The organism is Castellaniella defragrans 65Phen (genome assembly GCF_000612685.1).
GTDB classification, from domain to species: domain Bacteria; phylum Pseudomonadota; class Gammaproteobacteria; order Burkholderiales; family Burkholderiaceae_B; genus Castellaniella; species Castellaniella defragrans.
This window is the reverse complement of the sequence record NZ_HG916765.1, coordinates 946,747-965,906: the sequence shown is the minus strand read 5'-3', so window position 1 is coordinate 965,906 and position 19,160 is coordinate 946,747. Positions and strand designations below refer to the sequence as shown.

The 19,160-nt window shown below is 69.5% G+C and carries 17 protein-coding genes; 2 read left to right on the top strand and 15 right to left on the bottom strand.

Translation table 11 applies throughout. The annotated features are described in order from the left end of the window. Window positions 1–105: 105 nt before the first annotated feature. The 4 genes from glmM to BN940_RS04280 form a co-directional block, all read right to left on the bottom strand. Window positions 106–1,446 carry a phosphoglucosamine mutase gene (gene glmM / locus BN940_RS04295; RefSeq protein ID WP_043680532.1) on the bottom strand — a complete coding sequence of 447 codons (1,341 nt, stop codon included), beginning with the start codon at window positions 1,444–1,446 and terminating at the stop codon, window positions 106–108. Next, a complete protein-coding gene (gene folP, locus BN940_RS04290; protein WP_043680529.1) occupies window positions 1,443–2,282 on the bottom strand; it encodes a dihydropteroate synthase in 840 nt (279 codons plus the stop codon). The genes glmM and folP overlap by 4 nt, the downstream gene beginning before the upstream one ends. Window positions 2,283–2,300: 18 nt before the next feature. Beyond that, window positions 2,301–4,205 carry an ATP-dependent zinc metalloprotease FtsH gene (gene ftsH / locus BN940_RS04285; protein WP_043680526.1) on the bottom strand — a complete coding sequence of 635 codons (1,905 nt, stop codon included), beginning with the start codon at window positions 4,203–4,205 and terminating at the stop codon, window positions 2,301–2,303. A 141-nt stretch (window positions 4,206–4,346) separates the two neighbouring features. Further along, window positions 4,347–5,051 carry an RlmE family RNA methyltransferase gene (locus BN940_RS04280; protein WP_052355597.1) on the bottom strand — a complete coding sequence of 235 codons (705 nt, stop codon included), beginning with the start codon at window positions 5,049–5,051 and terminating at the stop codon, window positions 4,347–4,349. Window positions 5,052–5,068: 17 nt separating this feature from the next. On the opposite strand from BN940_RS04280, the gene BN940_RS04275 reads away from it, so the two are divergent. After that, window positions 5,069–5,731: a YhbY family RNA-binding protein gene (locus BN940_RS04275; protein WP_084330510.1), complete on the top strand. Its 663-nt coding sequence runs from the start codon at window positions 5,069–5,071 to the stop codon at window positions 5,729–5,731. Here BN940_RS04275 and greA read toward each other — a convergent pair. The 5 genes from greA to carA all read right to left on the bottom strand — a co-directional run bounded on the left by greA (window position 5,718) and on the right by carA (window position 13,295). Next, complete coding sequence (greA, locus tag BN940_RS04270; protein ID WP_043680523.1) at window positions 5,718–6,194, bottom strand: transcription elongation factor GreA; 477 nt, start codon at window positions 6,192–6,194, stop codon at window positions 5,718–5,720. The genes BN940_RS04275 and greA overlap by 14 nt on opposite strands. A gap of 378 nt (window positions 6,195–6,572) precedes the next feature. Next, window positions 6,573–7,898: a solute carrier family 23 protein gene (locus BN940_RS04265; protein WP_043680520.1), complete on the bottom strand. Its 1,326-nt coding sequence runs from the start codon at window positions 7,896–7,898 to the stop codon at window positions 6,573–6,575. 124 nt (window positions 7,899–8,022) lie between these two features. Further along, complete coding sequence (locus BN940_RS04260) at window positions 8,023–8,781, bottom strand: SDR family oxidoreductase (protein ID WP_043680517.1); 759 nt, start codon at window positions 8,779–8,781, stop codon at window positions 8,023–8,025. 88 nt (window positions 8,782–8,869) lie between these two features. Beyond that, the gene (carB, locus tag BN940_RS04255; RefSeq protein ID WP_043680514.1) at window positions 8,870–12,109 is read right to left on the bottom strand and encodes a carbamoyl-phosphate synthase large subunit; all 3,240 of its coding nucleotides are present in this window, start codon (window positions 12,107–12,109) and stop codon (window positions 8,870–8,872) included. Window positions 12,110–12,125: 16 nt separating this feature from the next. Then, window positions 12,126–13,295: a glutamine-hydrolyzing carbamoyl-phosphate synthase small subunit gene (gene carA, locus BN940_RS04250; RefSeq protein WP_043680512.1), complete on the bottom strand. Its 1,170-nt coding sequence runs from the start codon at window positions 13,293–13,295 to the stop codon at window positions 12,126–12,128. A gap of 266 nt (window positions 13,296–13,561) precedes the next feature. On the opposite strand from carA, the gene tal reads away from it, so the two are divergent. Continuing rightward, complete coding sequence (gene tal / locus BN940_RS04245; protein ID WP_043680509.1) at window positions 13,562–14,518, top strand: transaldolase; 957 nt, start codon at window positions 13,562–13,564, stop codon at window positions 14,516–14,518. A gap of 40 nt (window positions 14,519–14,558) precedes the next feature. Here tal and BN940_RS04240 read toward each other — a convergent pair whose 3' ends face one another. The 6 genes from BN940_RS04240 to BN940_RS19675 form a co-directional block, all read right to left on the bottom strand. Continuing rightward, entirely contained in the window at window positions 14,559–15,347 is a 789-nt protein-coding gene (locus tag BN940_RS04240) for an ABC transporter permease (RefSeq protein ID WP_043680507.1), read from the bottom strand. A gap of 72 nt (window positions 15,348–15,419) precedes the next feature. Next, complete coding sequence (locus BN940_RS04235) at window positions 15,420–16,259, bottom strand: ABC transporter ATP-binding protein (RefSeq protein WP_052355596.1); 840 nt, start codon at window positions 16,257–16,259, stop codon at window positions 15,420–15,422. Beyond that, window positions 16,252–17,304, bottom strand: coding sequence for an ABC transporter substrate-binding protein (locus BN940_RS04230; protein ID WP_043680504.1), 1,053 nt, complete (start codon window positions 17,302–17,304; stop codon window positions 16,252–16,254). Before BN940_RS04230 ends, BN940_RS04235 begins: the two co-directional genes overlap by 8 nt. Window positions 17,305–17,565: 261 nt before the next feature. Then, the gene (gene recR / locus BN940_RS04225; protein WP_043680501.1) at window positions 17,566–18,174 is read right to left on the bottom strand and encodes a recombination mediator RecR; all 609 of its coding nucleotides are present in this window, start codon (window positions 18,172–18,174) and stop codon (window positions 17,566–17,568) included. 35 nt (window positions 18,175–18,209) lie between these two features. Next, complete coding sequence (locus BN940_RS04220; RefSeq protein ID WP_043680496.1) at window positions 18,210–18,536, bottom strand: YbaB/EbfC family nucleoid-associated protein; 327 nt, start codon at window positions 18,534–18,536, stop codon at window positions 18,210–18,212. A gap of 125 nt (window positions 18,537–18,661) precedes the next feature. Beyond that, window positions 18,662–19,144 carry a DNA polymerase III subunit gamma/tau C-terminal domain-containing protein gene (locus BN940_RS19675; protein ID WP_043680492.1) on the bottom strand — a complete coding sequence of 161 codons (483 nt, stop codon included), beginning with the start codon at window positions 19,142–19,144 and terminating at the stop codon, window positions 18,662–18,664. Between the last annotated feature and the right edge of the window lie 16 nt (window positions 19,145–19,160).

The window sequence follows — 19,160 nt, the reverse complement described above, 5'->3', positions numbered from 1 at the left end:
TCCCGCGTGCAGGGAAGAAGCGAGGGCGAGCATGGCGGATTCCCGGAAGTCACGATATCGGGGATATTCTGCCGATGCTCTGTGTGAATCATGTGACAGCGGCGTTCAGGCCAGCTTGACCGCCACGAGCCGGCGCACGCCTTCCTCGGCCAGGGCCTCGTCGTCGGCCTCGACCATGAGGCGCAGCTTGGGTTCGGTGCCCGAGGCGCGGATCAGCACCCGGCCGCGCTCGCCGAGCGACGCGCGCACCGCGTCCGAGGCTTCCTTCAGGCCCGCGTGCGTCTGCCAGTCCAGCCCCGGCGCGAGCGGCACGTTGACCATCTTCTGGGCGTACATGGACAGGTCGGCCACCAGGTCCGCCAGCGAGGCGCCGGCGTGCCGCATGGCCGCCAGCACCTGCAGGGCGGCCACGATGCCGTCGCCCGTGGTGTGGCGGTCCAGGCACAGCAGGTGGCCGGAGCTTTCGCCGCCGTACAGCCAGCCGCGCTGGCGCAGGACTTCCAGCACGTAGCGGTCGCCGACCTTGGCGCGCTCGAACGGGATGCCGAGCTCGCGCATGCGGCGCTCGAAGCCGAAGTTGGTCATCAGCGTGCCGACCACCCCCTGGATGGGCTGCGTGCGGGCGCGGTCGCGCACGATGGCGTAGAGCAGCTCGTCGCCGTTGAACAGGCGCCCGGTGGCGTCCACCATCTGCAGGCGGTCGGCGTCGCCGTCCAGGGCGACGCCCAGGTCCGCCCCCTGGGCCGCCACGGCGGCGACCAAGGTCTCTGGATGAGTGGCGCCGACCTTTTCATTGATGTTGAAGCCGTCGGGCTCGCAGCCGATCACGGAGACCTCGGCCCCCAGCTCGCGGAACACGTGCGGCGCGATGTGGTAGGCGGCGCCGTTGGCCGCGTCCACCACGATCTTCAGGCCCTGCAGGTCCAGTTCGCTGGGGAAGGTGCTCTTGCAGAATTCGATGTAGCGCCCGGCCGCGTCGCTGATGCGCCGCGCGCGCCCCAGGCCGGCCGAATCGGCGCAGCCCAGCGGCTCGTCCAGCAGGGCCTCGATGGCGGCCTCGGTCTCGTCGGGCAGCTTGGTGCCGGCCGCGGAGAAGAACTTGATGCCATTGTCGTAGTGCGGATTGTGGGACGCGCTGATGACGATGCCGGCCGCCAGGCGCCAGGCGCGGGTCAGGTAGGCCACCGCCGGCGTGGGGATCGGGCCGGCCAGCATCACGTCCACCCCGGCGGCCGACAGGCCGGCCTCCAGCGCGGATTCCAGCATGTAGCCGGAGATGCGGGTGTCCTTGCCGATGACCACGGTCGGCCGCCCGGCCGACACGGCCCCGCGCGCCAGCACGCGGCCGGCCGCATAGCCCAGCCGCAGGGCGAATTCGGCGTTGATCCGATCGCCGCCGACGATGCCGCGCACCCCGTCGGTCCCGAAATACTTGCGTGCGCTCATGCACGGACTCCTCGTTCGACGGCCGACCATACCCGCAGGGCATCCACGGTGTCGGCCACATCATGGACGCGCAGGATGTGCGCGCCCCGCACTGCGCCGGCCAGGGCCGCCGCCACGCTGCCGCCCAGGCGCCGGGACGCGGGACGCCCCGTGACGGCGCCGATCATGGACTTGCGCGACAGGCCCAGCAGGCTGGGGTAATCCTGCCCCACGGCCTGCGGCAGCTGCCGCAGCAGGGTGTAATTGTGCGCCGCGGTCTTGCCGAAGCCGAAGCCGGGATCGAGCACGATGCGGTCGGCCGCGATGCCGGCCTGGCGCAGGCGCCGCGCGCCCTGGTCCAGGTAGGCGCGGACTTCCGTGACCACGTCCTGGTAGGACGGCGCATCCTGCATGGTGCGCGGCTCGCCGCGCATGTGCATCAGGCACAGCGCGCAATCGGCACCGGCCACGGCCTCGACCGCCCCGGGCGCCGCAAAGCCGCCGATGTCGTTGATCATGTCGGCCCCCGCCTCCAGGGCGGCCCGCATCACGGAGGGCTTGCAGGTGTCCACGGACAGCGGCACGCCGCAGTCGCGCAGGGCCTCGATCACGGGCAGAATGCGGCGCAGTTCCTCGTCGGCGGGAACCGCCTGGGCGCCGGGCCGGGTGGACTCGCCGCCGATGTCGAGCAGGTCGGCGCCTTCCTCGACCAGGAGGCGCCCATGGGCGATGGCCTCGTCGGCCCGGAAGTGGGCATTGCCGTCGGAAAACGAATCCGGCGTGACGTTGACGATCCCCATGACCAGCGGGCGTTCCAGGGACAAGCGGAAACGCCCGCACTGAAGGTGGTCATGCATAGGAGGCCGGCGGTCGGATCAGACCGGCGTCGCGGCGGCGCCCTTGTCGTTGCTGGCGGCCGGCAGGCCGGCCGACGGGGCCTGCGGCGGCGTGTCGCCCCCCGAGGACGGCGGCTGCGGCGCGCGCGGCGGACGGCCGGCCATGATGTCGTCGATCTGCTCGGCGTCGATGGTTTCCCATTCGAGCAGGGCCTTGGCCATGGCGTGCATCTTGTCCTGGTTGGACTCGATCAGGGTGCGCGCCACGCTGTACTGCTCGTCGATGATGCGGCGGATCTCGGAATCGACCTTCTGCATGGTGGCTTCGGACACGTGCGTGGTCTTGGTCACGCTGCGGCCCAGGAAGACCTCGCCCTCGTTCTCGGCGTACACCACGGGCCCCAGGGAGTCGGTCATGCCGTAGCGCGTGACGATGTCGCGCGCGATGGCGGTGGCGCGCTCGAAGTCGTTGGAGGCGCCGGTGGTCATCTGGCCCATGAAGACTTCTTCCGCGATGCGGCCGCCGAACAGCACCGCGATGGTGTTCAGCAGGCGTTCCTTGTCCATGCTGTAGCGGTCGCCCTCGGGCAGCTGCATCGTCACCCCCAGCGCGCGGCCGCGCGGGATGATGGTGACCTTGTGCACCGGATCGGTCTTGGGCAGCAGGCGCGCCACCAGCGCGTGGCCGGATTCGTGGTAGGCCGTGTTGCGGCGTTCTTCTTCCGGCATGATCAGGGAGCGGCGCTCCGCGCCCATGATGATCTTGTCCTTGGCCTTTTCCAGGTCGGACATGTCCACGGTGCGGCCGTTGCGGCGCGCGGCGAACAGCGCGGCCTCGTTGATCAGGTTGGCCAGGTCGGCGCCGGAAAAGCCCGGGGTGCCGCGCGCCAGCACGTTCGGATCGACGTTCTGGGCGATGGGGACCTTGCGCATGTGCACCTTCAGGATCTGCTCGCGGCCGCGGATGTCGGGCAGCGACACGACCACCTGGCGGTCGAAGCGGCCCGGGCGCAGCAGCGCCGGGTCCAGCACGTCGGGCCGGTTGGTGGCGGCGATCACCAGCACGCCCTGGCCGGTCTCGAAGCCGTCCATTTCGACCAGCAGCTGGTTCAGGGTCTGCTCGCGTTCGTCGTTGCCCCCGCCCAGGCCGGCGCCGCGCTGGCGGCCCACGGCGTCGATTTCATCGATGAAGATGATGCAGGGGGACTGCTTTTTCGCGTTCTCGAACATGTCGCGCACGCGAGCCGCGCCCACGCCGACGAACATCTCGACGAAATCCGAGCCCGAGATGCTGAAGAACGGCACCTTGGCCTCGCCGGCGATGGCCTTGGCGAGCAGGGTCTTGCCGGTGCCCGGAGGGCCGACCATCAGCACGCCGCGCGGAATGCGGCCGCCCAGGCGCTGGAACTTGGTGGGATCGCGCAGGAAATCGACCAGTTCCTGGACGTCTTCCTTGGCCTCGTCGCAGCCGGCGACGTCGGCGAAGGTGATGTTGTTGTTGTTTTCGTCCAGCATGCGCGCGCGCGACTTGCCGAAGCTGAAGGCCCCGCCCTTGCCGCCGCCCTGCATCTGGCGCATGAAGAAGATCCAGACCCCGATCAGCAGCAGCATCGGGAACCAGGAGATGAACAGGCTGGTGAGGAAGGAAGGCTCTTCGCGGGCCTTGCCGGAGACCTGCACGCCATTCTTCACCAGTTCGGGGACCATCCAGAGGTCGCCCGGCGAGGTCAGGCTGTAGGAACGGCCGGATTCCGGCGACACGTAGATCGTGTCGCCCTGGATGTCGACCTTGTTGATGCGGCCGGCGCGGGCATCGTTCATGAATTGCGTGTAGCTGACCGAATCCCCGCTCGTGACCGGATGTCCGTCGAACTGCTTGAACACCGTGAAGAGCACGAGCGCGATCACCAGCCAGACCGCAACCTTGGAAAACGAGTTGTTCAAAGCCAACCTCCTGGGTATGTACCGCTGCCCGCCCATCGCCCGCGCGCCGCGTCCGGCGGCGCGCAATTACAACAAGCTGACAAATACGTCAATGCTTCATTCTACCTGAATCCGCCGCGCGGACGCAGTGGACGGGCCCGCTCAGGGATCGGTCCGCGGGGACCGGTCCGCGTCCGGCGCATCGGGGCGGCCCGCAAGCCGCGACGCGGCGGTTTCCTTCAAGCCGCGGCCGATGAGGAAGGTCTCGGAGGATTCGTCCCGCGACGCCTTGGGCTTGCGCTCGACCACGCGGACGAAATGCTGCTTGAACATCTGCACGATCTGGGAAAACCCGCTGCCGTGGAAGGCCTTGACGATCAGGGCGCCGTCCGGCTTGAGGTGGGCGCAGGCGAATTCCAGCGCCAGTTCGCAGACGTGGGCGATGCGGGCGGAATCCGCCGAGGCCACACCCGATAGATTGGGGGCCATGTCGGAAATCACAAGGTCCACGGGCCGGCCTGCCAGACGCGCGTGCAATTGCGCCAGGATGGCGTCCTCGCGGAAGTCGCCCTGGATGAACTCGACCCCGGCGACGGGCTCCATGGGCAGCAGGTCGAGCGCCAGCACGCGGCCGTCGATCGCGCCGCCCGCGGCCAGCAGGCGCTCGCGCACCACCTGCGACCAGCTGCCCGGGGCCGAGCCCAGGTCCACGACCACGTCGCCGCGCCGCAGCAGCTTTTCCGTGTCCAGGATCTCGGTCAGCTTGAAGGCGGCGCGGGCGCGGTAGCCCTTCTGTTGCGCCATTTTGACGTAAGGGTCTTGAATATGCCGCTGGACCCAGGCTTTGGAGAATTTTTTCTTGGCCATTCTCGTACAATTCCACTATGCCGAAACTCGAACTGACCTCTCAGCAGCGCAGCGCCCTGCGCGCCGCCGCTCATCCCCTGCATCCCGTCGTCCTGATCGGCGACCGCGGCCTGACCGCCGCCGTGCTGGAAGAAATCGACCGCACCCTGGCGGCCCATGAACTGATCAAGATCCGCGTCGCCGGCGCCGAGCGCGACGCACGCGACGCGATGCTGGCGGAAATCTGCGAAACGCTGTCTTGCGCCACAGTGCATCATCTCGGCAAAACGCTGATTATCTATCGGCCCGATCCGCTCGCGCAACAAGCCGCCCAGGCGGCCGAAAACGCCACCCGGGCCGTGCGCCGGAAATCCGAACCCTACGTGCCCAAGAAACAGGCGGCGCAGCCGCGCGCCGCCCGCCCCGCCGCATCCAGGCGCGCCGCCGGCGCGGACAGGGACGACGCGCCCGCGCGCGGAGAACACCGCCCCGGCGGGCGATCCGCCGCCGACACGGGCCGGCCGGCCCGCCCGGCCGACGCCCGGGGCGCCGGCAAGCCGGCGCGGGCGGCCGCGCGGACGCGGGCCACGGCATCCCACGCCGCACCGGCAGCGGCAGCGCGCTTTCGCTGCGTGCGGGCGCGCGCCGCGGCGGCCGCACGGGCCGGGGCTGATTATCCGCAGCTGACTATTCGTAGCTGACGGAACAGACCTCGTATTCGCGCACGCCGGCCGGCGCGCGCACTTCGACCACGTCGCCCTCGCTCTTGCCGATCAGCGCCCGCGCCACGGGGCTGGACACGGAGATCATGTTGGCGCGGATGTCGGCTTCCAGGTCGCCGACGATCTGGTAGGTGAGGCGTTCGCCCGATTCCAGGTCCTCGATCTCGACGGTCGCGCCGAACACGGCCTGGCCGGACACGTCCAGTTCGGCCGGATTGATGATCTGGGCGTTGGAGAGGGTGCTTTCCAGTTCCTGGATGCGGCCCTCGATGAAGCCCTGGCGCTCGCGCGCGGCATCGTATTCGGCGTTTTCGGACAAATCACCCTGGGCCCGCGCTTCGGCGATGGCGTTGATGACTTCGGGGCGCTCGACTGTCTTCAGACGATGCAATTCAGCTTGTAAGCGCTCCGCCCCGCGAGCGGTCAAAGGGATCGCAGCCATAGTTCCTGACTCAAAAGTAAAAGACGCCCCATGCGCGGGGCGCCTGACAACGAAAGAAGGGGGGCGAAAAGTGGTGGTTCCGGCCCGTTGGGGGCTGCCTGGCCATGCGCGCCCGCGTATGGGCCTATGGGAGGCGGTCGTGGCATGGCGCCATCCGCATCCCGACCAGGTGGCCTGCCGGCTCGCCCGTGAAAAACCCCGGCCGAAACCGGGGTGCTTGAGGGGTATTGTGGGCAATCCGGAAAGAAAAAGCAAGCCCCGCGCCGCGCACGCGGCCCCCGGGGTCAGGGCGCGGATCCGCGGACCCGGAGAGCGGATCGGATCACATCAGACCGCGGCGCATCGGATGATCGCGGCCCATCGGATGATCACAGCCCATCAGATCACGGCCGGCTGCCGCTTGCCGCGCAGCAGCGCGTGCAGCAGGATGGCGCCGAAGGTCGCCGTGCCGATGCCGTCGAGCTTGAAGCCGCCGATGGCGATGGAGAAATTGCCCGCGCCCAGGATCAGCGTGACGGCCGCCACGATCAGGTTGCGGTTGTCGCTGAAATCGACCTGGTTGACCACCCAGATGCGGGCGCCCGCGATGGCGATCAGGCCGAACACCACCACCGACATGCCGCCCAGCACCGGCGCCGGGATGGCCTGGATCACCGCGCCGAACTTGGGCGAGAAGCCCAGCACCAGGGCCACCAGGGCGGCCACCACGAACACCAGGGTGGAATAGATCTTCGTCGCGGTCATCACGCCGATGTTCTCCGCGTAGGTGGTCACGCCCGTGCCGCCCAGGGACCCGGAAATCATCGTCGCCACCCCGTCGCCCATGAAGGCGCGGCCCAGGTAGCGGTCCAGGTTCTGGCCGGTCATGGCGCCGACCGCCTTGATGTGGCCGAGGTTCTCGGCCACCAGGATGATGGCTACAGGGGCGATCACGCTGATGGCGTGGGCCTCGAACACCGGCGCCGTCAGCCGCGGCAGCCCCAGCCAGGGCGCGGCGGCGATGGCGGCGAAGTCGATCGGCTTGCCCAGGCCCAGGCCGTTGGCCAGGATCAGGTAGAGCACGCAGGCGGCGAACAGCCCCACCAGGATCAGCAGGCGCTGCACCAGGCCGCGGGTGTAGACGGCCACGCCGCCGACGCACAGCACGGTCACCAGCGCCATCACGGCATCGAACAGGGAGCCGCCCATGGCGCCCTTGGCCGCGATCGGCGCCAGGTTCAGGCCGATCACGGCCACGACGGCGCCGGTGACGACCGGCGGCATCCAGCGGTCGATCCAGTCGGCCGCCCCGCCCTGGCGGGCGTTGATCAGCGCGGTCAGCAGGCCGATGCCGGTGTAGATCAGGCCGCAGACCACGATGGCGCCCAGCGCCACGCCCATGTTCGGGTTCGGCCCGCTGCCCGAATAGCCGCTGACGGCGATCACGCCGCCGATGAAGGCGAAGCTGGAGCCCAGGTAGCTGGGCACCCGGCCGCCGACGAACAGGAAGAAGATCAGCGTGCCCACGCCCGACATCAGGATGGCCGTGTTGGGATCGAAGCCCATGATGAGCGGCGCCAGGATGGTGGAGCCGAACATGGCCACGACGTGCTGCGCGCCCATCGCCACGGTCTGGGGCCAGGGCATGGTTTCGTCGGGCTGGACAACGGCGCCGTCGGCGGTGCCGGACACGCGGCGCCACTGCGGGAAATAGGATGTCGTCATGGAGGAATCGCGGCCGGGAGGCCGTCCGGAAGAGGATGTTGGAAGGCTGAACGAAATTGCGCCGCAAGTGTAAGGCGGCGGTCCACGCCCCCGCAAGATGGCGTGATCCCGGATGCCGGATCGCTTACGGGCGCTCGCCCATGCGCGGCTTGCGCTTGCGCCGGGCGGCGGCCCGGTCGTAGAGCGCGTCGGGCACCAGGCGCAGCAGCCGCGCCACCCAGGCCATGGGCCAGGGGATGACGCGGTAGGAGACGCCGGCGTCGATCGCCCGCACGGCCCGTTCGGCGAAGCGCTCGACGGGCATCAGGAAGGGCATGCGATAGGGGTTGCGCGCCGTCATGGGCGTGGCGATGAAGCCGGGGGCGATCGTCACCACGCGCACGCCGCTGCCGCGCAGTTCGACCCGCAGGCTTTCGCAGTACGCGCGCACGGCGGCCTTCGAGGCGCTGTAGGCGCCCGCGCCCGGCAGGCCGCGCACCCCCGCCACGCTGCCGATGCCCACCAGCGTGCCCCGCCCCCGCGCGCGCAGCGGCGCGACGAAAGGCGCGAAGGTGGCCGCCATGGCCAGGACGTTGGTGTCGAGGATGGCCTCGAAGACCGCATGGTCCTCGGGCGCCTCGGTCAGGGTGCCGGCGCTGATCCCGGCGCTGGCGATCACCGCGTCCACCGGGCCGTGCGCCAGGAAATCCCGCGCCGCCGCGTGCAGCGCCGCGCGGTCGCGCACGTCCAGCGCATAGATCCGGTGCCCCTGCCCCGGCAGGCAGTCGCACAGCGCCTGCAAGGCGTCGCGGCGGCGGCCGACCAGCCCCAGCGCGGCGCCGCGCGCCGCGTAGCGGCGCGCCAGGGCGGCGCCGATGCCGCTGCTGGCGCCCGTGATGAACACGCGTTCGGGGTGTCCGGCGGGGGGCGCCGCCCCGGGGGCCGGGCGGTCTGCGGCCCCGGTGTCCGGACTCGTCCCCGCCACGAAGGCCTCAGGCCGCGGTCGCGGCGTGCATGGACTGCAGCGAGTAGACCTTCAGCCCGCCGCCGTGGCGCAGGTACTGCAGGCCTTCGACGGCGGCGCGCGCGCCCGCGATGGTGGTGAAGAAGGTCACCCGGTTGGCCAGCGACTGCGTGCGGATCGCGCGCGAATCGGCGATGGCGTTGCGGCGTTCCTCGACCGTGTTGATGACCATGGCGATCTCGCCGTTCTTGATCATGTCCACGATGTTCGGCCGGCCCTCGGTGACCTTGTTGACGACCTGGACGGCCAGGCCGGCGGCCTCGATCACGGCGGCCGTGCCGCGCGTGGCGATCAGCTGGAAGCCCAGCGCGGCCAGGCCGCGGGCGACTTCCACGGCGCGCGCCTTGTCCTGGTCGCGCACGCTGATGAACACGCGGCCGGACTCGGGCAGCCAGGCGCCGGCGGCGATCTGGGACTTGACGAAGGCCTCGCCGAAGGTGTCGCCCACGCCCATGACTTCGCCGGTGGACTTCATTTCGGGCCCCAGGATGGTGTCCACGCCGGGGAACTTGACGAAGGGGAACACGGCTTCCTTGACGCAATAGCGCGCCGGCGCCGGGATCGATGAGACCCCCTGGGCGGCCAGGCTGCGGCCGGCCATGATGCGCGCGGCGATCTTGGCCAGTTGGCGGCCGGTGGCCTTGGATACGTAGGGCACGGTGCGCGAGGCGCGCGGATTGACTTCCAGCACGTAGACGTCGCCGTCCTGGATGGCGAACTGCACGTTCATCAGGCCCTTGACGTTCAGGGCGCGGGCCATCAGGGCCGTCTGGCGCTCGATCTCGGCCACGATCTCGGGCGAGAGAGAGTACGGCGGCAGGCTGCAGGCGGAATCGCCCGAGTGCACGCCGGCCTGCTCGATGTGCTCCATCACGCCGCCGATGATGACCTGCTCGCCGTCGGCCAGGCAGTCCACATCGACTTCGGTGGCGTTGTTCAGGAAGTGGTCCAGCAGCACCGGGGAATCGTTGCTGACCTTGACGGCCTCGCGCATGTAGCGTTCCAGGTCCTGGGGCTCGTGCACGATTTCCATGGCGCGCCCGCCCAGCACGTAGCTGGGGCGCACCACCAGGGGATAGCCGATCTCGCCCGCCAGGGCCAGGGCCTCGCTTTCGGTGCGGGCGGTGCGGTTGGCCGGCTGGCGCAGGCCCAGCTTGGTCAGCAGCTTCTGGAAGCGCTCGCGGTCCTCGGCCACGTCGATGGAGTCGGGGCTGGTGCCGATGATGGGCACGCCGTTGGCCTCCAGGGCGCGGGCCAGCTTCAGCGGCGTCTGGCCGCCGTACTGGACGATGACGCCGGCCGGGTTTTCCTTGTGGACGATCTCCAGCACGTCTTCGAGCGTCAGCGGCTCGAAGTAGAGGCGGTCGGAAGTGTCGTAGTCGGTGGACACGGTCTCCGGGTTGCAGTTGACCATGATGGTCTCGAAGCCGTCCTCGCGCAGGGCCAGGGCCGCGTGCACGCAGCAGTAGTCGAATTCGATGCCCTGGCCGATGCGGTTGGGCCCGCCGCCCAGCACGATGATCTTCTTGCGGTCGGTCGGCGCGGCCTCGTCCTCGTCCTCGTAGGTCGAATACATGTAGGCCGTCGTGGTGGCGAATTCGGCCGCGCAGGTGTCGACGCGCTTGTACACCGGGCGCACGTTCATCTGGTGACGCAGCTTGCGCACCTCGGCCTCGGTGGTGTCGAGCAGGAACGCCAGGCGGCGGTCGGAGAAGCCGCGCCGCTTGAGTTCGCGCATGGTGCCGTCGTCCAGCTCGGACAGGGTGCGCTGTTCGAGCGCGAGTTCGATGTCGACGATTTCCTTGATCTGCGCGAGGAACCAGGGGTCGATCTTGGTCAGGTTGTGGACTTCTTCCAGGGAGAAGCCCTGGGCGAAGGCGTCGCCCACGTACCAGATGCGCTCCGGGCCGGGCTCGCCGAGCTCGACCTGCAGGCGTTCGCGGTCGGTGGTCTTCTGGTTCAGGCCGTCGACGCCGACTTCCAGGCCGCGCAGGGCCTTCTGGAAGGATTCCTGGAAGGTGCGGCCGATGGCCATGACCTCGCCCACGGCCTTCATCTGGGTCGTCAGGCGCGAATCGGCCTGGGGGAATTTCTCGAAGGCGAAGCGCGGCACCTTGGTGACGACGTAGTCCAGCGTGGGCTCGAACGAGGCCGGCGTGGCGCCGCCGGTGATCTCGTTGCGCAGTTCGTCCAGGGTGTAGCCCACGGCCAGGCGGGCCGCGACCTTGGCGATGGGAAAGCCCGTGGCCTTGGACGCCAGCGCGGACGAACGCGACACGCGCGGGTTCATCTCGATGACGATCATGCGGCCGTTGGCCGGATTGACGGCGAACTGGACGTTCGAGCCGCCGGTGTCCACGCCGATCTCGCGCAGCACCGCGATCGAGGCGTCGCGCATGATCTGGTATTCCTTGTCGGTCAGCGTCTGCGCGGGCGCGACGGTGATCGAATCGCCGGTGTGCACGCCCATGGGATCGAGGTTTTCGATGGCGCACACGATGATGCAGTTGTCGGCGCTGTCGCGCACGACTTCCATCTCGAATTCCTTCCAGCCCAGCAGGGATTCCTCGATCAGCAGCTCGTTGGTCGGCGAGGCCTCCAGGCCGCGGCGGCAGATGGTCTCGAATTCCTCGGCGTTGTAGGCGATGCCCCCGCCCGTGCCGCCCAGCGTGAAGCTGGGGCGGATCACCGCGGGAAAGCCGGACGTGCCCAGCTCGGCCGCGATGCGCTTCTGCACGGCCCAGGCCTCGTCCATGCTGTGGGCGATGCCGGACTTGGCCGACTCCAGGCCGATGGCGGTCATCGCGTCCTTGAACTTCAGGCGGTCCTCGGCCTTCTCGATGGCGTGGGCGTTGGCGCCGATCAGCTCCACGCCGTACTTTTCCAGCACGCCGTGGCGATCGAGGTCGAGCGCGCAGTTCAGCGCCGTCTGGCCGCCCATGGTGGGCAGGACGGCGTCGGGCCGCTCGACTTCGATGATCTTTTCCAGGGCCTGCCAGGTGATGGGCTCGATGTAGGTGACGTCGGCCGTTTCCGGGTCCGTCATGATGGTGGCCGGATTGCTGTTGACCAGGATGGTGCGGAACCCGTCGGCCTTCAGGGCCTTGCAGGCCTGGGCGCCGGAATAGTCGAATTCGCAGGCCTGGCCGATGATGATCGGACCGGCCCCGATGATGAGGATGCTTTTGATGTCTGAACGCTTGGGCATGGGAGGCGGGATCTTTTTACTTGGGCGACTGGGCTTTGTGCTGCGCCATCAGGTCGATGAATTTGTCGAACAGCACCAGGATGTCGTGCGGGCCGGGGCTGGCTTCCGGGTGGCCCTGGAAGCAGAAGGCCGGACGGTCGGTGAGCTCGAAGCCCTGCAGGGTGCCGTCGAACAGCGACACGTGCGTGATGCGGGCGTTGGCCGGCAGGCTGTCGCCGTCCACGGTGAAGCCGTGGTTCTGGCTGGTGATGAACACGCGGCCGGTGTCCAGGTCCTGGACCGGGTGGTTGGCGCCGTGGTGCCCGGTCTTCATCTTGACCGTGCGCCCGCCCAGGGTGAGGCCCAGGACCTGCTGGCCCAGGCAGATGCCGAACAGGGGGATGCCGCGGTCCAGCACGGCGCGGCAGGTGTCGGCGGCATAGCCGCAGGCCGCCGGGTCGCCGGGGCCGTTGGACAGGAAGACGCCGTCGGGCGCCAGCGCCAGGACGTCGGCCACAGGCGTGAGGGCCGGCACCAGCGTGATGCGGCAGTCGCGGTCGGCCAGCAGGCGCAGGATGTTGGACTTGATGCCGTAGTCGTAGGCGACGACGTGGTACCGCCCCTGGTCCCGGCGGGTGTAGCCGCGCCCCAGCTGCCAGGTGCCCTGCACCCAGGCGCCGGGCTGCTTGGTGGAGACGGCGACGGCCAGGTCCTGGCCTTCCATGCCGCCGAAGCCGCGCGCCAGTTCGACGGCGCGGTCGGCGTCCTCGCCCACCAGGATGCAGGCGCCCTGGGCACCGCGCTCGCGCAGGATGCGGGTGAGCTTGCGGGTGTCCACGCCCGAGATCGCCACGATGCCCTGGGTCTTCAGGTAGTCGGGCAGCGACTGGCTGGCGCGGAAGTTCGACAGCAGCGCCGGACAGTCGCGCACCACCAGGCCGGCGGCGTGCACCCGGCTGGATTCGACGTCCTCGGCGTTGACGCCGGTGTTGCCAATGTGGGGATAGGTCAGGGTGACGATCTGGCCGCTGTAGCTGGGATCGGTGAGGATCTCCTGGTAGCCGGTCATGGCCGTGTTGAAGACGATTTCGGCCACGCTGGTCCCGTCGGCGCCGATCGAGACGCCCTTGAACACGGTACCGTCAGCCAAGGCGAGAATTGCTGGTGCGAGTCCTGCGGACCCCTCGGGAAAGATTGACGGCAGCAAAATGGAACCCCGGTTATAAAGTCGATATTCAAACCTTCCTATTATACAGCCGCAGCGGCTCCGCTCCCATGCGCCGCATCCGGGCGCCCGCGGGGGTGCCGGCGGGAGTGCGGCCCGGCGCCGCGCCTGGTCCTCGCGCCCGGTCCTCGCGCCCGGTCCTCGCGCCTGATCCTCGCCGCCCCCGATCCCCGCCGCGCCCGACCCTTGGCGGGAAATGGTCTACAGTAGGGTTTTCGCAACCCTGCATTCACCGGAATCCCACCTCCATGAGCAATCAACTGGACGCCCTGCGCACGCTGACGACCGTCGTCGCCGACACGGGGGACTTTGAAACCATGCGGGCCTACCGGCCGACCGATGCGACCACCAACCCTTCGCTGATCCTCAAGGCCGTCGAGCAGCCGGCCTACCGTCCCCTGCTGGACCGGGTGCTGCGCGACCATCCCGGCGCGCCGCTGGCCGAGCAGGTCGACCGCCTGCTGGTGGCCTTCGGCCGCGAGATCCTGTCCATCGTGCCCGGCCGCGTCTCCACCGAGGTCGATGCCCGCCTGTCCTTCGACACCCAGGCCAGCATCGAGCGCGCCCGGCAGATCGTCGCGCTGTACGAGGCCGCCGGCATCCCGCGCGAGCGCGTGCTGATCAAGCTCGCCTCGACCTGGGAAGGCATCCAGGCCGCCCGTGCGCTGGAGGCCGAAGGCATCCGCTGCAACCTGACGCTGCTGTTCTCCCTGGCGCAGGCGATCGCCTGCGCCCAGGCCCGGGTGACGCTGATCTCGCCCTTCGTGGGCCGCATCTACGACTGGCACAAGAAGGCGGCCGGCGCCGGCTGGGACGAGGCGCGGAACGCCGGGTCCGCCGACCCGGGCGTGCAGTCCGTGGCGCGCATCTACCGCTATTTCAAGGCCTACGACCTTCCCACCCAGGTGATGGGGGCCAGCTTCCGCAACATCGGCCAGATTCGCGCGCTGGCGGGCTGCGATCTGCTGACGATCAGCCCCGCCCTGCTGGGCGAGCTGGCGGCCTCGGACGAGCCCCTGGAACCGGGCCTGACGGCGGCCGCCGCCAAGGCGGACGCGCCGGAATGGATCGCCAGCAACGAAGTCGCCTTCCGCACGCGCCTGAACGAGGACGCCATGGCGACGGAAAAGCTCGCCGAGGGCATCCGGATCTTCACCGCCGACGCGATCAAGCTGGACGCGCTGGTCAGCCAGGCCGGGACCTGAGACATCCGGGCGGCCTCGCCAGCCGCCCGCGCGGCGGCATTCAGGTCTTGCCCGACTCCCCGGGCCCGGGCTGCCAGACCAGCAGGCGGCGTTCCACCAGCGACACGATCCCGTCCAGCAGCAGGGCGAACACCGTCAGCACCACGATGCCGGCGAACACGGTGTTGACGTCCAGCGTGCCCTCGGCCTGCAGGATCAGATAGCCGACCCCGGCCGCCGAGCCCAGGTATTCGCCCACCACCGCGCCGACGAAGGCCAGGCCCACGGAAGTGTGCAGGCTGGAGAACACCCAGCTGGTGGCCGAGGGGATGTAGACGTGGCGCAGCAGCTGGCGATGGCTGGCGCCCAGCATGCGGGCGTTGTCCAGCAGCGTCGGGCTGACCTCGCGCACGCCGCGGTAGACGTTGAAGAAGACGATGAAGAACACCAGCGTCACGGCCAGGGCGACCTTGGACCAGATGCCCAGGCCGAACCACATGCCGAAGATCGGCGCCAGGATGACGCGCGGCATGGAGTTGGCCGCCGTGACGTAGGGCTCCAGCAGGGCGCTGGCGCCGCGCGACAGGCCCAGCCACAGGCCGAAACCCAGGCCGCCGATGGTGCCGATGACGAAGGCCAGCACGGTCTCGGACAGGGTGATCCACAGATGGCGGTAGATCCCGGCGTCGGTGACGAACCAGGCCCAGACGACCTGGGCGACTTCCAGCGGCCGGCCGAAGAAGAACGCCACGTTGCGGTTCAGCGAGGCCCAGTGCCAGACCAGCAGGATGGCGGCGAGCAAGGCCAGTTGCAGCACGCGCAGCACGGGTTTGGACAGGTCGGATTTCATCGTGGCAAGCGTTCCGGAGGGAGATTCGGGTCGGAGGACGGGAAGGCCCGCGGGCCGGCGGCGATCATGGGGTCAGGCGCGCCGCTGGCGTTCGTAGCCTTTCAGGACCTCGTCGCGCAGCACCGCCCAGATGGCCTGGTGCAGTTCGACGAAGCGCGGCTGCATGCGCACCTCGGCCACGTCGCGCGGGCGCGGGATGTCGATGGCGAACTCCCCGATGGGATGGGTCTCGGGGCCGGCCGACAGCACCACCACGCGGTCGCTCATGGCGATGGCCTCGTCCAGGTCGTGGGTGATGAACAGCACCGCCTTGCGCCGCGCCATCCACAGGTCCAGGACCTCGTTTTCCATCAGCTGGCGGGTCTGCACGTCGAGCGCCGAGAACGGCTCGTCCATCAGGATGATGTCGGGATCGCGGATCAGCGTCTGGGCCAGCATGACGCGCTTGCGCATGCCGCCCGACATCTGGTGCGGATAGCGGTTCTCGAAGCCGCCCAGCCCCACGCGGCGCAGCCATTCGCGGCTGCGTTCGGCGGTTTCGGCGGCGGCCACCCCGGCGAATTCCAGCCCCGCGGCGACGTTGGCCTGGGCGTTGCGCCAGGGCATCAGGGCCTCGCCCTGGAACATGTAGCCCGCCCGCGCGTTGACGCCCTGCAGCGGCTGGCCGAACACCTCGACCCGGCCGGACGTGGGGCGCAGCAGGCCCGCCGCCATGTTCAGCAGGGTGGACTTGCCGCAGCCCGTGGGCCCCACGACCGAGACGAACTCGCCGGGCGCCACCGCCAGGGTGGCATCGCGCATGGCCGTGTACGGCGTGCCGCCGGGCGAAGCGAAGGTGCAGGTGACCTGCTCCAGCAGCAGGGCGGGACGGTCCGCCCCGCCGCCGGGCGCGCGCGCGTGCCGCTCAGGCATGGGGATATTTCTGGTTGGCCCGGGTGGCGAACTGGTTGGTCCAGATGCGCGAGATGTCGATCGCCGTGCGGTCGAAGTTCGGCACGAACTCGGCCAGGGCGTTGAGGGCCGTCTGCGGGCCGTCCTCCGGCACCAGGCCGTCGGGCGACAGGCCTTCGCGGTTGCCCTTGAGCGCGAGCTTGTACAGGTCCGGGTCGCCCAGCAGATAGGATTCGGGCACCAGCTTGGCGATGTCGTCGACCGACGAGGCCTGGATCCATTTGTCGGCCCGCACCATGGCGTTGGCCAGCGCCTGGGTGGTGTTCGGATGGGCGTCGATGAAGGCCTGGGCCGTGTACAGGCAGCCCGAGGGCATGTTGCCGCCGAAGATCTTCTGCGCATCGTCCAGGGCGCGGGTGTCGGCGATGATGCGGATGGCGTCTTCCTTGACCAGGGTGCTGATCACCGGGTCCAGGTTGGCGATGGCGTCGATCTGGCCGGAGCGCAGGGCCGTGACCGCGCCGGCGCCCGCCCCCACGCCGATGAAGGACACGTCGGTGGGCTTGAGCCCATGCTGCGCCAGGAAGAAGCTCACCATCATGTTGGTCGAGGAGCCCGGCGCCGTGACGCCGATCTTCTTGCCCTTCAGGTCGGCGGGCGACTGGTAGCCGGCCATGGATTTCTTCGAGACGCCCAGCACGATCATGGGCGCCCGGCCCTGCAGGACGAAGCAGCGGTAGAACTGGCCCTTGGCCTGCAGGTTGATGGTGTGCTCGAAGGCGCCGGACACCACGTCGGCGCTGCCGCCCACCACGGCCTGCAGGGCCTTGGAGCCGCCCGCGAAATCGGCAATGGTGACGTCCAGGCCCTCGTCCTTGAAGTAGCCCTTCAGGTGCGCCACCGACAGCGGCAGGTAGTAGATCAGCGGCTGGCCGCCGACCGCGATGGTCAGCGCCTTCTTTTCGGGCGCGGCGGCCGCGTCCTGGGCGAAGGACAGTCCGGGCAGCGTGCCCAGCAGCCCTGCGGCGCCGGCGGTCTTGAGCAGTTCACGACGTGAAATCGACATGATGGCTTGTCTCCCTGGTGGTCATGCTGCGTTTGAAGCTGCGTTTGAAGTTTCGATGATAGCGCAGCGGAGCGGCCGGGCCCACCGGACCGTACGCCGAAAAAGGGTTTGCGGCGCGGTTCGCGGCGAAGATGTGCGGCGAGGATGTGCGACGAAGATGTGCGGCGAGGATGTGCGCGGCGGCCGGCGCGCGGCGGCCCTGCCACGGCGGGCGCAGGCCCCGTCGGGCCGGCGTTCCATCGGGGTCGGCAGGAGCGGCCCCTAATTGGGCCGGCGTTCCATCAGGGCCCAGGCGATCGTGCCGGCATCGACGTATTCCAGCTCGCTGCCGCTGGGCACGCCGCGCGCCAGGCGCGTCACCTTGACGCCGCATTCGCGCAGCATCTCGGCCAGGTAGTAGGCCGTGGTCTCGCCTTCGGCGGTGAAATTGGTGGCCAGGATGACCTCGCGGACCCGGCCGTCCCGCACGCGCTCGCGCAGAGGGGCGAAACGGACCTGGTCCGGCCCCACGCCTTCGAGCGGCGCCAGCCGGCCCATCAGCACGTAGTACAGGCCCTGGTAGCCGTGGCTGGCCTCGATCATGTTCTGGTCGGCCGGCGTCTCGACGACGCACAGCACGGAGGCGTCCCGCTCCGGATTCTCGCAGGTGGCGCACACCGGCGTCTGGGAAAAGGAATTGCAGCGTTCGCAGTGGCGCAGCCCGCCGACCGCGTCGCGCAGCGCATCGCCCAGGCGCAGTGCGCCCTGCGGATCGTGCTGCAGCAGGTGGTAGGCCATGCGCCGCGCGGTGCGCACGCCCACGCCGGGCAACCCGCGCAAGGCGTCGATCAGGGCGCGCAGGGGTTCCGGTTCGGGCAGGCCGGCAGCCATCGGAGCCTGTTCCTGTGACCTGGCGGGACGGCCGGTCAGAATGGCAGCTTCATGCCCGGCGGCAGGGACAGGCCTGCCGTCACCGCGGACATCTTTTCCTGGGCGGTGGCTTCGGCCTTGCGCTGGGCGTCGTTGAAGGCCGCGGCGACCAGGTCCTCGATCATGTCGCGGTCGTCGTCGTACAGCGACGGATCGATGGTGACGCGCTTGACGTCGTACTTGCAGCTCATGGAGACCTTGACCAGGCCGCCGCCCGCAGCGCCCTCGACGATCAGGTCGGCCAGGGCGTCCTGGGCCTTCTTCATGTTTTCCTGCATCTGCTGGGCCTGGCGCATCAGCCCGGCGATCTGACCTTTCATCATGGCGGTGTCCTGGAATTCCGAGAGTTCAAACGGATTCAAACGAAGAGTGGGACTATACCCTAGTGATCCCCGGTGATGCGCGGGCGGATGTCCTTGCGTCGCCCGGGCGATGCCCTGGCGACGCCCTATCGATGCGCGGACGGGGCGCCGCCGGGCGGACGCACCGAACCCGGCACCACCCGGGCGGAAAAGCGCTGCGCCAGCGCGCGCACCAGCGCGTCGCGCTCGACCGCCTGCTCGGCGGCCTGCTGGCGCCGGGCGCGCTCGGCCTGGTCGACGGCATGGGCGGTGTCGTCGCCCGTCGCGCCGTATTCGACTTCCAGACGCAGGACGCGGCCGAAATATTCCGACAGCACCGTGCGCAGCCGGTCGTGGCCGCCGCCGTCGGCATAGGTGTGGATGGCGACCCGCAGGCGGATCTGGCGGTCGTCGCCGGACAGCCATTCGCTGTTCAGCGCCAGCGCCCGGGCGGCGCCGCCGACCGGCAGGCCGGCCGCCACCGCGGGCCAGTCCTGGGGCGTGATCCCGCCGGGATCGGGGGTTTCGGGCCGCGACGCGGGCGGCTCGGCCGACAGTCCGGCGATGGCCCCGGGCACGCCGGGATCCATGCCCAGGTCGTCCAGC

What these genes read in the sequence shown, in the direction of transcription:
- BN940_RS04230 (WP_043680504.1), bottom strand. Translation starts at nt 17,304, where the DNA reads ATGTCGATTTCACGTCGTGAACTGCTCAAGACCGCCGGCGCCGCAGGG.
- tal (WP_043680509.1), top strand. Translation starts at nt 13,562, where the DNA reads ATGAGCAATCAACTGGACGCCCTGCGCACGCTGACGACCGTCGTCGCC.
- BN940_RS04275 (WP_084330510.1), top strand. Translation starts at nt 5,069, where the DNA reads ATGCCGAAACTCGAACTGACCTCTCAGCAGCGCAGCGCCCTGCGCGCC.
- BN940_RS04220 (WP_043680496.1), bottom strand. Translation starts at nt 18,536, where the DNA reads ATGATGAAAGGTCAGATCGCCGGGCTGATGCGCCAGGCCCAGCAGATG.
- greA (WP_043680523.1), bottom strand. Translation starts at nt 6,194, where the DNA reads ATGGCTGCGATCCCTTTGACCGCTCGCGGGGCGGAGCGCTTACAAGCT.
- glmM (WP_043680532.1), bottom strand. Translation starts at nt 1,446, where the DNA reads ATGAGCGCACGCAAGTATTTCGGGACCGACGGGGTGCGCGGCATCGTC.
- BN940_RS04280 (WP_052355597.1), bottom strand. Translation starts at nt 5,051, where the DNA reads ATGGCCAAGAAAAAATTCTCCAAAGCCTGGGTCCAGCGGCATATTCAA.
- BN940_RS04265 (WP_043680520.1), bottom strand. Translation starts at nt 7,898, where the DNA reads ATGACGACATCCTATTTCCCGCAGTGGCGCCGCGTGTCCGGCACCGCC.
- recR (WP_043680501.1), bottom strand. Translation starts at nt 18,174, where the DNA reads ATGGCTGCCGGCCTGCCCGAACCGGAACCCCTGCGCGCCCTGATCGAC.
- BN940_RS04235 (WP_052355596.1), bottom strand. Translation starts at nt 16,259, where the DNA reads ATGCCTGAGCGGCACGCGCGCGCGCCCGGCGGCGGGGCGGACCGTCCC.
- folP (WP_043680529.1), bottom strand. Translation starts at nt 2,282, where the DNA reads ATGCATGACCACCTTCAGTGCGGGCGTTTCCGCTTGTCCCTGGAACGC.
- carB (WP_043680514.1), bottom strand. Translation starts at nt 12,109, where the DNA reads ATGCCCAAGCGTTCAGACATCAAAAGCATCCTCATCATCGGGGCCGGT.
- BN940_RS19675 (WP_043680492.1), bottom strand. Translation starts at nt 19,144, where the DNA reads ATGGATCCCGGCGTGCCCGGGGCCATCGCCGGACTGTCGGCCGAGCCG.
- BN940_RS04240 (WP_043680507.1), bottom strand. Translation starts at nt 15,347, where the DNA reads ATGAAATCCGACCTGTCCAAACCCGTGCTGCGCGTGCTGCAACTGGCC.